The organism is Riemerella anatipestifer (assembly GCF_009663465.1).
GTDB lineage: Bacteria > Bacteroidota > Bacteroidia > Flavobacteriales > Weeksellaceae > Riemerella > Riemerella anatipestifer_C.
Genome location: NZ_QXHU01000002.1, coordinates 1 through 14636 on the forward strand (window position 1 = coordinate 1; position 14636 = coordinate 14636).

Here is a 14636-nt window from a genome sequence, read left to right on the forward strand (position 1 = left end):
CATAGCCGAGTAGTACTAATTACCCGTAGATTTATAGCCTAATGGGTTATGTTAAATAAGCCTTATAAGTGCGAGCAAGGTTTTGTCTTTGTGATGAAAATTACCGATAAAATAGACGTTAGATTAAAGATGTTAGACGTTAGTATAATAAAGATAGTTACCTGTTTTTAAACTCTAAGTTCTAATATCGAACCTCTAATCTCTTATAAAGACCTTTAGGGTGGTTTTAGCGGTGGGGCTCACCTGTTCCCATTCCGAACACAGAAGTTAAGCCCACCAGCGCCGATGGTACTACGAAAGTGGGAGAGTAGGTCGCCGCCAGTTTTTATTTTTGAAAAGCCTCTAGCATTACTGCTAGAGGCTTTTTTGTTTGGAGTGTTCAGGAAGGAGGTGTGTTGTCTTATCAGACGCCACATCGGCGTAGCCTAAGACAACGGAGTGTTGTAGGGTAAAGCAACACATCGGCGTAGGATTATAAAACTCCTTGCACCGTTTTGATTAAAACGGTGCGAGAGATAGGATAACTTCTCGCAGTGTTTTCTGAAAGTTTAAAAGAGTTGGAACTAAGCGATTGAAATTTGTATTATGAATGCCGTTGCGTGAGGGCGAAGGGCATTGTTGGAGCTCATCTTACAAAGGTGTAAGGGATAGGTGTGGGCTTTGTAAGATAGCGACTGCCCGTAGACCGACCCTAGTGCTGGGGTAGACTTGGCAAAGGGACACGCCAAAAAAACTCACTCCACAGAATAATGGAGCGAGTTGTAATTGTTAGCGGATTATGTAATCTTACTGAAATTTAATGTTCATTCCGAACATAAAATTAGTACCCGCTTGTGGGAAGAAGTAGGCATCTGGTGCCCAAACATAACCATTGTTAGCGTATTTCCTATTAAATAAGTTATTTACAAGTAAGCTAAAATCTATATTGGTTCTGTTGAGTTTTAAGTTATATTTTAAAATTTATAATTCTAAAAAAAGCTCAAAAATGGTCATTATCAAGCCGTAATATGAACCAACTGATGCTTATTTTTAACGAAGGAAATCCGAATCTAATTTTTTATGATGGAAGATTGAGGAATTAAATCATAAAGCACAAAGTTTAACATTCTATCATCTTCTTCGATAATATTTTCTGCTTTTTCTTTGAACTCAATATTAGGCATTACTCCTCTTCCCTCTTTATCCACTTTATAAGTAGGCTCTATACTAAGCAATCCAAATCTTATATTGAGTTTTGAATATGGTAACTCAAATCTTGGCATCATACCAGCTACTGTTCCATTGTGTGCACCACCTGTTTCTTCTCCTATCAAGGTTACATTCGGTAAAGATTTGAGATATGCACTAATGATACTAGAGGCAGAAAAACTTTTACCATTGATTAACACATAAACTTTATTGGTATAGCAAGGTGATTTAGGCTGTGTTTTTCGTGATTGTTTAATTGGAGTACGCCAGTATCCGTTAGCATCTTTATAAGTAGAAATTGTATTTTTAAGAAAAAGAGGAATAGTAATGGGAGAAAGCAATATTTTACTCACAATATTCCCGCCTCTAAAGTAATTAAGATACACCATTTTATTTGTTACTATGGGGTCATCAGCCATACGAAACTCCTTTTGAGACAAGTATTTTGATAAGTGGTATATTTGAGAAATACGACCTCCTAAATTATTTCTAAGGTCTAATACTAAGTGTCTAACTTCACGCTCTTTTAATATCTTAAAAACTTCGTCATAAGCCTTCTTACGACCCGAAGAAAAACTTCTGATTTTAAGAACCGCTATACTAGAATCTCCTTTCACGGGGAAAGATAAATCATTTATATAAACTTTTTCATCTGTATCATAACCATAAATTCTCTTTTTCTTATTAGTCTTTCTCTGCTCTAATCTTTTGGCTATTTTTTCCTCTTTCGTCAATTGGTCAACCTCATTTTTAATTTTAGAAAGAGTGTCTTTATTTTGTTCTTTAGGTTTTACTTTTTTGTGAATTGTCTTTTTAAATTCCCTTTTAGCATTAAAAAACACTAAACTATCCGAGCATTTTGCTTTTATCTCTAGACTATCTACAAAACCTAGTTCATTTAGATAGAAACGATTAACCATATCTGCAAAATAGTAAGGAATAAAGGTTTGATTATAACCATCTGACGTAAGACTAGCTCTATATTTTTCATATAACTCCTGAGGTGTTACTCCATTAACCGACACGATTTCCATACCCCTAAGAAGTACATCAGCCTCTTTTTTTGTATTTTTCTCTATAAATAGCCTACCATCTTCATAATAATACCTTAAACCACTCAAAGGGTTTTTAGATTCCTTATATTTGCTTTTCTCTGATTTTGAATAAGTTTTAAGGAGAGGTCTCATAGTGATATGACCTTGTTTTATCTTAGCCACCACTGGAGTTATTTTAAAATAAAATTCCTTTGGAGTTAATGGCTTGTCTATTGTTTTTCTCAAAGAATCAAAAGAATAATGCAACGCTTTTGGGTCTATGTACCAATCTATTTTAGGGTGATTATTAAATAAAACCCTTTCCACATAGTTAATATCCTTTATCAATTTCTCTTTGGAAATGGGCGTTTCTATACGTCGATTATATCTATCTAGCGAATTACAACTCACTAGCACAATCACTAGCAATACAATATAACTTACCTTTGAATGCATACATTTATTTTCTTAAAAAACAAAAGTAAACTTTTTTCATAATGAGAAGTCACAAAACAAAAAACCGTTGAAAATCAAAAAGATTAACAACGGTTTAGTACCCCAGGCGGGACTTGAACCCGCACGCCAAAAGAGGCACAGGATTTTAAGTCCTGCGTGTCTACCAGTTCCACCACCAGGGCATATAGACAGAGCGAAAAACGGGGTTCGAACCCGCGACCTCAACCTTGGCAAGGTTGCGCTCTACCAGCTGAGCTATTTTCGCAAACAGTGCGGATGAAGGGACTCGAACCCCCACGCCTCTCGGCACTAGATCCTAAGTCTAGCGTGGCTACCAATTACACCACATCCGCAAGATGTTTTCTTAAAAGTTTATATTAAAAAGCGTTTACTCTCCGCAACTAGGAGATAACTCCCATTTTGTGGTTGCAAATATAGAAACTTTTTTTAATTCTATCCAACTTTTTTTGTTAATTTTTATAATATTATTTTTATCAACCTGATAATCAATACAAATAAACAATAAAAACAAAGCTTAAAACTGGTATTTTGTAAAATATTTATTTTTAATTCTTATCTTTACCGCTCAAAATATATTTCAGACAATGGAGTTACAAGGTACAATTAAAAAAATAGGAGAAACACAAACATTTCCAAGTGGATTTCAGAAAAGAGAATTAGTTTTACTAACCCAGGAACAATACCCGCAACCTATCAATGTAGAGTTTTTACAAGAAAAGGTTCACGCCTTAGAACCTTTTTCTGAGGGTGATGCCGTGAAAATAGGCATTAATATTAGAGGTAGAGAATGGACAAGCCCTCAAGGTGAAGTAAAGTATTTTAACTCTATTGTAGGTTGGAGAATAGAAAAAACCGAAGGTTCTAGCTACCAAAACGAACCTACACAAGCTATGAATGCTCCACAAGCAACCACCTCTTCATCTAACGAAAATCCTTTTGAAGATGATGATGACGATTTACCATTTTAATTAAAAGAATCACCTAATACCAATCCCACCATTTTACTCTCAATCGGTGGGATTATTATTTCATTTTTTTAACTTCTATGTTTCTTTTACCCAAAGAGCCGATTGTTTTCCCTAACCCCTATTACCAAAAAGAAGATATTATAGCTGTTGGTGGAGACCTTTCTCCCAAAAGGACTCTATTAGCATATCAAAATGGTATCTTTCCTTGGTTTAACGAAGGGGAGGAAATCCTTTGGTGGTCTCCATTAGAAAGATTTGTGTTATTCCCTAGACAGATAAAAATATCCAAATCAATGAGGAAAATTATGAGGAGTAATTGCTTTGATTTTAAAGAAAACTTTGATTTCGAATCTGTTATTAAAAATTGTGCTCTTATAAAACGCTCCGAGCAAGATGGCACTTGGATTACCGAACGAATGATAGAAACCTATCTCGAACTACACCAGCTAGGAGTTGCAAAAAGTATAGAAGTTTATCAAAACAGTATGTTGGTAGGTGGATTTTATGGAATTATAACTAACAATATATTCTGTGGAGAGAGTATGTTCAGTAAGGTAAGTAACGCCTCTAAAGCTGGGCTTATCTATTTTGCAGAGAAATATTGCAACCAAATAAGATTGATAGATTGTCAGGTTTATTCTCAACATTTAGAAAGTCTTGGAGCTACCCTCATAAGAAAAGAGATTTTTCTTGACATTTTAGACCCTCAAATCAAAAATAAAAAGCTGTGTGAACTAAATAGTTACACACAGCAATCCTAATAAATCTAATAAAAAGTAAAAATGAAAGGCTGCAAATCTACTACTTTAAGTAATACAAAACAATAGTCTTTGTTATTTTTTTGAAAATAAATTTTATTACTTCTCTTAAATAATAACTCAAGAACAGCCACAATCTTTATCACAATGGGTTCTCTTACTTTTAAATTTAGTAGGAGAAACACTTTTTTTTATCCCTTTAAAAAGGGAATAACTCGCCATTAAAACAATAAGTAGGATAATAATATACTGTAGCCAAAGCATATTCATCATTTGGTTTACTTGAATATTTGATACACAATTAAAGATGCTATATATGCTAATCCTGACATTCCTATGATTTGGAGCAAAGTCCACTTCCAGCTTTTAGTTTCTCTATAAACTACGGCTATGGTAGAAATACACTGCATCGCAAAAGCGTAAAACAATAATATGGAAAGCCCTGTAGCAAAACTAAATACTTTCTCCCCATTAGCTTTTGTATCTTGTTGCATTTTCTGGACGATAGTACCTTCTTCCACATCTTCATCTAAACTATACAGGGTAGACATTGTTCCCACAAATACTTCTCTCGCTGCAAAACTAGTGATTATCCCTACGCCCATTTTCCAATCGTATCCTAACGGACTAATCGCTGGTTCTATGGTTTTGCCCATTTTGGAAAGATAAGAGTTTTCTAAAGCTACATCGGTACTTATCCATTCGTCCGCCGATTGCTTCGGTCCAAAGTAGCTTAAAACCCACAATATGATACTCACCGAAAAGATAACCTTACCTGCCCCCGTAATAAAATCCCAAACTTTACTTAAGACCAGCTTCAAGTCGTATCCAAAAAGAGGTATTTTATAAGTAGGCAAATCCATAACAAGGAAAGATTTTTCTTTTGTTTTAATAATACTTTTCAGTAATAAAGAGGCTAGAAGAGCCGTAATAAAGCCTAAAAGATACATACCCATAAGTGCCATCGCTCTATAGCTTATCCCTAAAAAATAGTTGTCTGGAATAACCAAAGTAATAATAATGCTATACACTGGCAGCCTTGCGGCACAAGTCATAAAGGGCGTTACCAAAATAGTAATGAGGCGCTCCTTGATATTTTCAATATTTCTGGTGGACATAATCGCAGGTATTGCACAAGCCGTCCCAGAGACTAAAGGCACGATACTTTTGCCATTAAGCCCGAAAGGTCTCAACAATCTATCCATAAGAAAAACCACTCTTGCCATATAGCCAGAATCCTCCAGCAAATAGAGAAAATAGAGAAGAATACCTATCTGTGGTGCAAAGATAATAATCCCCCCAAGCCCTGGTATTATCCCACTGGATACTAAACTATTGACTGGTCCTTCTGGTAATATCTCCGCCGATTTTTCTGCCAACCACGCAAAAGCCTCATCTATCCAAGTCATTGGATAGTCTGCCAGAAAAAATACACTTTGGAAGATAATCATCAATAAAATACCAAAAATAAGATAGCCCCAAAATCTATGTACTAAGAGCTTATCTAGCTTTTCCGTCAGAGTTTCTACCATTTGTGGTGTTCTAGAAATAACTTCTGCTATAACCCCATCTATGGTCTGGTATCTCCTTATCGTTTCTTTAACTTGCAATCTTTTAGGGACAACGCACTTGGCGTCTTTACTATCAAGTTTCTGCTTAATACTTCTAACCTGCCCTAAATATTCGTCTGATGCCAATAAAGTCCATATCTTATAATGGTTACTTTCTTGGATTTGCTGTGATAATTTCTGTATTAAGCCTGATTGTTCGCTAGGTATACTAAAGGCGTTTCCGTTTGAAACCCTAAATAAATTTTGATAAATCGCCTCTTTGATACTGTCTAATCCTGCATTCTTTTTAGCATTTGTGGCTAAAACCTTAACACCTAAGTTTTTTTCTAGAAGTGCAATGTCTAACTTAATCCCCTTTTTCTCCGCTTGGTCTATCTGATTAACCACCAACAAAACAGGTATGCCTAAATCTTGTATTTGCTGAAATAGCAACAACCCTCTCTTAATACTGATGGCTTCTAAAATATACACCACACCAGAATATTCTTCTTGATGGCTAAGGAGGTACTGGCTGAAAACCGCCTCATCTTCCGATGAAGGATAAATGCTATAAGCCCCAGGCAAGTCTGTAACTTGTACTGTTTCGTTATTAAAAATATAAGTTCCTGAATGGCTAGACACCGTAACTCCAGCATAATTACCTGTTTTTTGCTGAAGATTGCAAAGTTTATTAAAGATAGTAGATTTCCCCACATTAGGATTACCTACTAGGAGTATTTTTTTAGCGGTCTTATCTTCCGTCATCATTAAGTATTTTTAGTTTTGGCAAACTCTAAAACTTTACATTGGCTCCACTAGAATATAAGCCGCCTCTTCCTCTCTAAGAGCGATGCGATTTTTTTCCTCTCCAAATTCAATATACAAAGGTCCGCTGAAAGGAGCTTGATAAAGTATTTTAAATACCGTATTGGGCAAAAGCCCCATCTCCATAATCTTCGTAGGCATTTCTAGCTGGCTATCATCATAGCCTAAAATTCTACCAAAAGTATCTTTTGGAAAAAAACTTAACTTATCTTCGGCTGTGAGTTTCAATAGAATTCAGTTTTAGATTGCAAATATAGCTATTTAAAACAAATCTAAATAATAAATTACACTAAAACCAAAGATGATAATCATCAGTAAGGTTAGTACAGCCATTATTTTATGTAATACTATAAACCACATTAAGCAGTATTCTTTTATTTTAATCCAGCGACTTCTCACCAAAGCTCATCTAGTGTAATGTTAAATTATTACTGTCCCAAAGTGCCTTCGGTTAAGGCAAAAGGATAACTCATAAATTCTATGCCTATAAAAATTATTTTTATGCTTATAAAAAAAAATCCGATGCTTATAAGTTTTAGATTTTATAGGCATCGTTTTTTTAAGGGGTACTTAGGGATTACTCCAAACCTTCTCGTAAGTGAGTGCCGCTAGGGTATCTTTTACCTCTTTGGTAGGAATGAAAACGCTTTAGCCTGTTAGTAGTACTAGCAGTTATTTCTTTCTCTGTAGCTTCGCTTCCCTGCCGAGGTTCACGCAAAGACAAGTTGAAATTATTAAAAACCTAGCTAGAGATTCACAAAAACCTAACTAGGTTTTAGGCAAAACCTAGCGTCCTTTTGGGTAAAACCTAGTTAGGTTTTGTAACGCCTATGGATAGGGGCTTCCCGAAGGCTAGCTGAAGGGGCTAAAAACCTGCGCAGGTTTTGCCCAAAACTACCGCAAGTTTTACTCAAAACCACAGCAGGTTTTATATAAAACTACCGCAGGTTTCTCTTGAAACCTGCGGCAGGTTTTTTTAGGCTTATAGATAGAGTGGTTTGCTTTTTCAAAACCTGCTACCTCACCAATACCAGCTTTCTATCTAACCAAGAGTTTTTATCAAAAACAAGGTTAAAAATTGTAACTTTGCGGCGTTATTTCGGATTTATATGTGAAATAATTATAATTTTTAAATCATCAAAATGAAAGTAGTTGTAGGTTTATCAGGCGGTGTAGATAGCAGTGTAGCAGCGTACCTTTTGCAGCAACAAGGGCACGAAGTCATCGGCTTATTTATGAGAAATTGGAACGATGCTTCGGTAACGCTAGAAGACGAATGCCCTTGGATTGAGGACAGTAACGATGCCCTACTAGTTGCCCAAAAGCTAGGCATTCCGTTTCAAGTAATAGATATGAGCAAACTCTACAAAGAACGCATCGTAGATTATATGTTTGAAGAATACGAAAAAGGAAGAACCCCAAACCCTGATGTCTTATGCAACAGAGAAGTCAAATTTGATGTATTTATGAAAACCGCTCTTTCTTTAGGAGCAGACAAGGTAGCCACTGGGCATTACGCAAGGCTAAGCACCACAGAAGATGAGAACGGAACTACCACCTATCATCTTTTAGCAGGGAAAGACCACAACAAAGACCAAAGCTATTTTCTGTGCCAGCTCAATCAGGAGCAACTTTCTAAAGCACTATTCCCTATTGGAGAACTTACTAAGCCTGAGGTAAGAGAAATAGCTAAAGAAATAGGGCTGGTAACTGCCAACAAAAAAGACTCCCAAGGGTTATGCTTTATAGGAAAGGTAAGTCTGCCTCAATTTTTACAACAACAGCTAAAACCTAAGGAAGGCCAAATCATAGAAATCTTTAAAGATTTTAAAGCCTATCATCAACCGCTCCCTAGCTTTAGCAATAAGTATGAAGAGTTAAAATACCTTTCCAAAAAAATCACTTACCAAAAATCCGATGGTAAGAGTATTGGTAAACATCAAGGAGCTCAATTTTTCACCATCGGGCAAAGTAAAGGTCTGGGCATTGGTGGGCATAAGGAGAGTTGTTTTATCATTTCTAGAGATGTTAAAGAAAACCTCATCTTTGTGGGAGAAGGCAAAAATTTCCCGGGCTTATTCCAGAAGGTAATTAAAATAGAACCTTCCGATATCCATTGGGTAAGAGAAGATTTGGAACTGAAAAACAACGAAACTATGGCTGTGATGGCAAGGATACGCTACCGCCAACCATTGGAAAAAGCGACCTTACACAAATACGAAGACGGGCTATACATAGAATTTGAAAACCCACAGTCTGCCGTAGCAGAAGGGCAATTTGCCGCTTGGTATTTAGAAGATGAATTGGTAGGAAGCGGTGTAATTTCTTAATTAAAGAATTAAATTTATGTTAGAAAAAAAAGAACATTTATACGAAAAAGCCGTTTTGGTAGGCTTAATTACCAAAGACCAAGACGAAGATAAACTCACCGAATATCTGGACGAACTAGAATTTTTAGCCTATACTGCAGGAGCTACGGTAGAAAAACGCTTCACTCAAAAACTCTCTCAACCAGACTCCAGAACCTTTGTGGGCAAAGGAAAAATGGAGGAAATAAGAGATTTTGTAAAGGAAAACGAAGTAGGAACCGTTATTTTTGATGACGAACTTTCGCCTTCGCAGCTTAAAAATCTTGAAAGGGAAATAGATGTAAAAATCCTAGACCGTACGAATTTGATTTTGGATATCTTCGCCCAAAGAGCTCAAACCTCTTATGCTAGAACACAGGTAGAACTTGCACAATACGAGTATCTACTCCCTAGACTTACTCGTATGTGGACGCACTTAGAACGACAGCGTGGTGGTATCGGAATGCGTGGTCCTGGGGAAACCGAAATTGAAACCGACCGAAGAATCATTAGAGATAGAATTTCTTTACTAAAAGAAAAACTAAAGACCATTGATAAACAAATGGCAACCCAAAGAAATAACCGAGGGAAAATGGTGCGTGTGGCTTTAGTAGGCTATACCAATGTGGGCAAATCTACTCTAATGAACGCCATTTCCAAATCGGAAGTATTTGCAGAAAACAAACTCTTTGCAACGCTAGACACCACGGTAAGAAAAGTGGTGATTGGCAACTTACCTTTCCTTTTGACAGATACCGTTGGTTTTATCCGAAAACTTCCTACCCAATTGGTGGAAAGTTTCAAATCTACACTTGACGAAGTGAGAGAAGCTGACCTATTGGTACACGTGGTAGATATTTCGCACGAGAGTTTTGAAGACCATATAGAGTCTGTAAATCAGATTTTACAGGAGATAGATGCTCATAGGAAACCTGCTATTATGATTTTTAATAAGATAGATGACTTCTCCTATGAGAAAAAAGACGAAGATGATTTAACACCTGCCACCAAGAAAAATATATCGCTAGATGAATGGAGAAAAACTTGGATGGCGAAGTCTAAATTTCCGACTGTATTTATTTCTGCATTAACGAAGGAAAACTTCCCAGAAATGAAAAAATTAATCTATGACGAAGTCCACCGCATACATATTTCTAGATTTCCTTATAATGATTTCCTTTTTCAGTATTATGACAATGATGCCGAAATAGAAGAATAATAAACCAAAAACTCGTTTTGATGATTTTCAAAACGAGTTCTTTTTTATTAAAAACATAATTTTAGCTATGATTCTGGAATTTTGATATGAGCCCAATTTTCGCCACTTTTAATTCGCCAAACTTGCATCGTTGAAATCTCAAATTGCTTTGCAATTTGTTTAACTGGACGATTTCTTTTCAGTTGAGTTTTGATATGTATAACTTGGGTAGAGGTCAATTTCATTCCCTTTGTGCGGTTACTTCCTCTGTATTTACGCCACTTTCGTTCTGATATTACTTTGGGACTATTATTTTGATGGGCTTGATTTTCTTCAAAAGTCATCCATTTAAGATTGCTTACCGTATTATTAGTTTTATCAAAATCTAAATGTCCTACAACAGTTTCCTCTGGTTTTGGTTTTGGCAGAAAATAAGTCGCTACCAAACGGTGTATCAAAAAATGATGGTTGATGGTTCGTTTCTTTAGATTCCTCGCTAATTTTTGACTTAGCTGTTTCTTCTTTTTTTCTAACAACAATGTTGTAGCTTCAAAACGTGCTATATCATTATATTTTTTAATATACTCTCTTCTTTTCTTGTATAACTCCGAGATTTCTGCTTTAAGTTCATCAAACTTTTGCTGCTCTTTTTCTGTTCTTGGTCTATATAATTTAAGTCTAATTATTTTGTATCCTCCAATAGTAGAACCATTTAAAATTCTACCTTGTGAAACTTTATTAAAACTTCTTACTCTCCCTAAGTTAGAAACTTCAAATCTACAATCGTTAGTAAATTCAAAATCAAACTCAATAGGCTTCCAAACTTCTTTACTAAAATCGTTATTATTCATATTTTCAACAATCTGTATAACGAAAAATTCTTTATGAATGATGTACTACAAATATTTTTTCAGGATTTATAAAAGGGATACAAAGGTACAATTTTTAAATTAGACTTCAGAACTTTATTTAGTTGCTTGTTTAAAACCTAGTTGCTAATCCCCAATGTATTTTAACATCTTTAAACCTAAAAGGGCTGCCAAAAGCAGTACCATTAGAGATTTGGAAACTCATAATCCCCAGTGGTAATCTAAAATTGAACCCGGTACCTACACTATAAAAATAGTTCTGAATGCTACTGCTAGAAGCCCTTACTTGAGCCAGTTGTCCAAATACATCAAAAAAAGCCTGTTGCCCTACCAAATAACGATACTCTGCTCCCCCGTATAAATAAGCATTTGTAAGCAGGCTTTCCTCATTGAAGCCTCTTAAAGAGTTCCAACCTCCTATCCTATACAGCTCGTTTACAGACAGGAGTTCTCTAGTTTGCAATCGAGCAGAGTTAAGATGCAAATTGAGATAATGCTTACCCTTGAGGTTTATATTTCTTTCTGCAAAAATCCTATAACGCCACTGCGAAGCCTTACCATCTGTATATTGAGTATTCAGCATATCTGCTTCTGCATTTACTTTCATAAGATACGGCATTAGTTCATTGTCGCTATTTTCAGCGTAATCATACCAAAGCCCCACTCCTTTTCGGCTAAACTCTCTTGCTAAATTGTAAGTTTCGGAAAGCACCGAAGACAATTCAAAACTTACTCTAACACCTATTTTATGTTTAAATTTCCACTGATAATACAAACTTGGCTGAACTTTAACATAAGCAAAAGTAGAGTCTTGCCTAAAAACAGACATTTTAAGCTGCGTTCCTATATCAGAATTAAACAAATAAGGTATCTCAATACCTACATCAAAGGTTTGTCCGCTGTTAGGTGTCCTTTGCCAAAAAAGATTGAGGGTTTCAAAGCTATTAAAAAGGTTTTTTAGGCTAAAATTAAGTGTCCCATTAAGCGTTAGCTTTTCAGACTGATTGTTACCAAATCCTAAAACGCCGTCAAAACTATTGTTTTTCTTTTTTTGTAAAAATAAAAATACTTGGGTGGAATCTAGTGTAAATAATGTCTGAGGTGGTCGTTCTAGCAAAACAAAGCTATGATTTTGCAACCGTTTGTGTAGAGCTATCAATTGGGTAGAGTGGTGTAATTTCCCTTTAAATTCCTTCTCTAAATTATATATAAATCGCTTCGGCACTTTATCGTAGCCTTTTACTTTGAAAACATCTATTACTCTTTTTTTATCTTTAATTACAGAAATACTAGCTATTGGTTTGCCTGTACTACTATCTAAACCTAAAAAATTAGATTTAATCCGGTTAAATGCAAAGCCTTTTTCTAAATAAATTTTATTGATGGTATTTTTCAAAGAATCTAGATTCGTGGTAACAAATGTATTTTTCAAGCCTAATTCGTTCGCTATGGAATCTGATAACTTTACTAAAACTTGCTGATAATTTTGTCCTTTATCAAAATAAATATCAATTCTGTTACCAGTTTTTTCTGTTTTGACTAACTTTGTGGAATAATACTTATCTTCTACCAACGAATCTAAAAACTTAACAGCAGAAAGCGAATCGTTTTTTATAACTATTTTCTTAGTGGCAGTATCGTGCAAAAAATATTGTTTATCTTGTGCAAAGCCTATGGTATACCACAGTAGACATAGGAAATAAAAAAAAGTTTTTAAACTCTGCATTTTCTTATTTTATTGTTTGCAAATATAGGTGTAAATGTGATATACAAATAATAAGGCTTTTTCGGAAATGTTTATATATTTGCTGAATGAATTATATAGATGCTCTCAACAGACGCTACTCTGTAAAGAAATTTGATATAGAGAAAAAAGTTTCGGAAGAATCTCTAAACCGCATATTAGAAGCAGGCAGGCTATCGGCTAGTTCTTTAGGTTTGCAACCATATAGAGTATTGGTAATTTCTTCTACCTCAAAAAAAGAAAATTTAGCTTCGGCTTTTTATAATCCTTCGCAAACTTCCACTTGCTCCCACCTATTAGTTATCATTTCCAAGAAGGAATTAGAGAGAAGTTATGTAGACCGTTACTTTAACCTCATCGTTAAAGAACGGCAAGTTTCTCCAAATTTATTACAACCATTTAGAAATAGTGTAGAAGGCTATATTGGTAAACATAACAGCGAAACGCTTCTTTATTGGAATGAAAAACAATCTTATATACTGCTAAGCAACTTGATGTTTTCAGCCGCTTTGGAGCAAGTGGATACCTGCCCTATGGAAGGATTTGATGCAGAAAAACTAGCGAAAATGTTAGAAATAGACACTTCTAAGGAAATGCCTACTGTATGTTTGGCATTAGGTTATAGAGCCAAAGATGATTTATTTCAACACGGTAAAAAAGTAAGGAAATCTTACGAAGATTTATTTCAATACATTAAATAATATTCCCAAATGTCTCCCATTATTTCAGTAAAAGAATTACAAGACTTAGATATTTCAAGTATAATTTTAGTTTGTGCAGGTAATAATTCTGATAAATACTCGGAGGAACATCTTAGAGATGCATTGTATGTAGATTTAGACAAAGATTTAGCAGAAGTTCCGTCAAATCCCGCTATAGGAGGCAGACACCCGTTACCCACTCTGGATAAATTTCTAGAACTAATTCGTAACTTGGGTATCACCAAGAAAAGCCACGTTGTTATCTACGACGACCAAAATGGAGCAAATGCTGCTGCTAGATTTTGGTGGATGTTGAAAGCCGTGGGTGTTGAAAAGGTACAAGTACTTAGTGGAGGATTAGCTAAAGCCAAACAAAACGGTTATCCCACATCAACGGAGGTTATAAAACCTAGCCCCACAGAAGATGCCATCAAAGTGAACCAATGGCAACTCCCTTTAGCTGATATTTCTTTTATGAAAGAAATATATAAAGACCCAACTTACACCATTATAGACGTGAGGGACTCCACAAGATACTATTGACCTCATTGCAGGACATATCCCAAATGCAATCAACATTCCATTTAGTAAAAACTTAGCTTCTGATGGACAATTTAAAACACCTGATGAACTCAAAATATTTTATAATACTCTACTCAAAGGGAAAGATTTACAAAAAATAGTAGTACACTGTGGTTCAGGAGTTACTGCCTGCCACACTCTTATTGCAATGGTTCATGCTGGACTACAGCCACCTATGCTTTATGTAGGCTCTTGGAGCGAGTGGAGTAGAAATAATCTCCCTATCGAAACATTATAAATTTAATTGTTTAGCAAAAAAAGGAGATGAAAATTATTCTACACATAATTTACCCTAACAAAATAAACAGAAATAAAACACTAACAAACAGTAAATTAAGTATCAAAAATACTATTTTTGTCAATTCAACTAAAAAAATTAACACAAAGTTAAAAT

Annotated in this window: 12 protein-coding genes, 3 tRNA genes and 1 rRNA gene; 8 read left to right on the forward strand and 8 right to left on the reverse strand. The window is 35.3% G+C overall.

Translation table 11 applies throughout. The annotated features are described in order from the left end of the window. Positions 1-216 precede the first annotated feature (216 nt). Positions 217-324 (forward strand): 5S ribosomal RNA (gene rrf, locus D1003_RS02255). Between the two features lie 725 nt (positions 325-1049). Here rrf and D1003_RS02265 read toward each other — a convergent pair. The 4 genes from D1003_RS02265 to D1003_RS02280 all read right to left on the reverse strand — a co-directional run bounded on the left by D1003_RS02265 (position 1050) and on the right by D1003_RS02280 (position 3031). Beyond that, positions 1050-2678: a S41 family peptidase gene (locus D1003_RS02265; protein WP_153935569.1), complete on the reverse strand. Its 1629-nt coding sequence runs from the start codon at positions 2676-2678 to the stop codon at positions 1050-1052. A gap of 98 nt (positions 2679-2776) precedes the next feature. Then, a tRNA-Leu gene (locus D1003_RS02270) sits at positions 2777-2860 on the reverse strand. 10 nt (positions 2861-2870) lie between these two features. Continuing rightward, positions 2871-2943 (reverse strand) — tRNA-Gly (locus tag D1003_RS02275). Between the two features lie 6 nt (positions 2944-2949). After that, positions 2950-3031, reverse strand: a tRNA-Leu gene (locus tag D1003_RS02280). A gap of 252 nt (positions 3032-3283) precedes the next feature. On the opposite strand from D1003_RS02280, the gene D1003_RS02290 reads away from it, so the two are divergent. After that, positions 3284-3667, forward strand: coding sequence for a DUF3127 domain-containing protein (locus tag D1003_RS02290; RefSeq protein WP_079207358.1), 384 nt, complete (start codon positions 3284-3286; stop codon positions 3665-3667). A 77-nt stretch (positions 3668-3744) separates the two neighbouring features. After that, on the forward strand, positions 3745-4428 hold the full coding sequence (gene aat, locus D1003_RS02295; protein ID WP_079207356.1) for a leucyl/phenylalanyl-tRNA--protein transferase: 684 nt from the start codon (positions 3745-3747) through the stop codon (positions 4426-4428). Between the two features lie 275 nt (positions 4429-4703). Here the strand turns inward: aat and feoB are convergent, their stop codons facing one another. After that, positions 4704-6743 carry a ferrous iron transport protein B gene (gene feoB, locus D1003_RS02300; protein WP_153935571.1) on the reverse strand — a complete coding sequence of 680 codons (2040 nt, stop codon included), beginning with the start codon at positions 6741-6743 and terminating at the stop codon, positions 4704-4706. A gap of 33 nt (positions 6744-6776) precedes the next feature. After that, positions 6777-7028 (reverse strand): FeoA family protein, encoded by a 252-nt coding sequence (locus tag D1003_RS02305; protein WP_014937627.1) that lies wholly within the window; start codon positions 7026-7028, stop codon positions 6777-6779. Between the two features lie 914 nt (positions 7029-7942). Between D1003_RS02305 and mnmA the strand changes: the two genes are divergently transcribed. Further along, positions 7943-9130 carry a tRNA 2-thiouridine(34) synthase MnmA gene (mnmA, locus tag D1003_RS02315; protein WP_153935573.1) on the forward strand — a complete coding sequence of 396 codons (1188 nt, stop codon included), beginning with the start codon at positions 7943-7945 and terminating at the stop codon, positions 9128-9130. 16 nt (positions 9131-9146) lie between these two features. Continuing rightward, entirely contained in the window at positions 9147-10367 is a 1221-nt protein-coding gene (gene hflX / locus D1003_RS02320) for a GTPase HflX (protein WP_153935574.1), read from the forward strand. 65 nt (positions 10368-10432) lie between these two features. Here hflX and D1003_RS02325 read toward each other — a convergent pair whose 3' ends face one another. After that, entirely contained in the window at positions 10433-11197 is a 765-nt protein-coding gene (locus D1003_RS02325) for an NUMOD4 domain-containing protein (RefSeq protein WP_153935575.1), read from the reverse strand. 130 nt (positions 11198-11327) lie between these two features. After that, on the reverse strand, positions 11328-12941 hold the full coding sequence (locus D1003_RS02330) for a hypothetical protein (protein WP_153935576.1): 1614 nt from the start codon (positions 12939-12941) through the stop codon (positions 11328-11330). Positions 12942-13027: 86 nt separating this feature from the next. Between D1003_RS02330 and D1003_RS02335 the strand changes: the two genes are divergently transcribed. Genes D1003_RS02335 through D1003_RS11375 form a run of 3 tightly spaced genes read left to right on the forward strand, consistent with a single transcriptional unit; the run spans position 13028 to position 14480 of the window. Then, a complete protein-coding gene (locus D1003_RS02335; RefSeq protein WP_153935577.1) occupies positions 13028-13660 on the forward strand; it encodes an NAD(P)H-dependent oxidoreductase in 633 nt (210 codons plus the stop codon). A 9-nt stretch (positions 13661-13669) separates the two neighbouring features. Next, the gene (locus tag D1003_RS11370; protein ID WP_311709681.1) at positions 13670-14203 is read left to right on the forward strand and encodes a rhodanese-like domain-containing protein; all 534 of its coding nucleotides are present in this window, start codon (positions 13670-13672) and stop codon (positions 14201-14203) included. Between the two features lie 34 nt (positions 14204-14237). Further along, positions 14238-14480, forward strand: a complete 243-nt coding sequence (locus D1003_RS11375) for a rhodanese-like domain-containing protein (protein WP_311709783.1) — start codon at positions 14238-14240, stop codon at positions 14478-14480. The last annotated feature ends 156 nt before the right edge of the window (positions 14481-14636 follow it).

What these genes read in the sequence shown, in the direction of transcription:
- D1003_RS02265 (WP_153935569.1), bottom strand. Translation starts at nt 2,678, where the DNA reads ATGCATTCAAAGGTAAGTTATATTGTATTGCTAGTGATTGTGCTAGTG.
- D1003_RS02290 (WP_079207358.1), top strand. Translation starts at nt 3,284, where the DNA reads ATGGAGTTACAAGGTACAATTAAAAAAATAGGAGAAACACAAACATTT.
- aat (WP_079207356.1), top strand. Translation starts at nt 3,745, where the DNA reads ATGTTTCTTTTACCCAAAGAGCCGATTGTTTTCCCTAACCCCTATTAC.
- feoB (WP_153935571.1), bottom strand. Translation starts at nt 6,743, where the DNA reads ATGATGACGGAAGATAAGACCGCTAAAAAAATACTCCTAGTAGGTAAT.
- mnmA (WP_153935573.1), top strand. Translation starts at nt 7,943, where the DNA reads ATGAAAGTAGTTGTAGGTTTATCAGGCGGTGTAGATAGCAGTGTAGCA.
- hflX (WP_153935574.1), top strand. Translation starts at nt 9,147, where the DNA reads ATGTTAGAAAAAAAAGAACATTTATACGAAAAAGCCGTTTTGGTAGGC.
- D1003_RS02325 (WP_153935575.1), bottom strand. Translation starts at nt 11,197, where the DNA reads ATGAATAATAACGATTTTAGTAAAGAAGTTTGGAAGCCTATTGAGTTT.
- D1003_RS02330 (WP_153935576.1), bottom strand. Translation starts at nt 12,941, where the DNA reads ATGCAGAGTTTAAAAACTTTTTTTTATTTCCTATGTCTACTGTGGTAT.
- D1003_RS02335 (WP_153935577.1), top strand. Translation starts at nt 13,028, where the DNA reads ATGAATTATATAGATGCTCTCAACAGACGCTACTCTGTAAAGAAATTT.
- D1003_RS11370 (WP_311709681.1), top strand. Translation starts at nt 13,670, where the DNA reads ATGTCTCCCATTATTTCAGTAAAAGAATTACAAGACTTAGATATTTCA.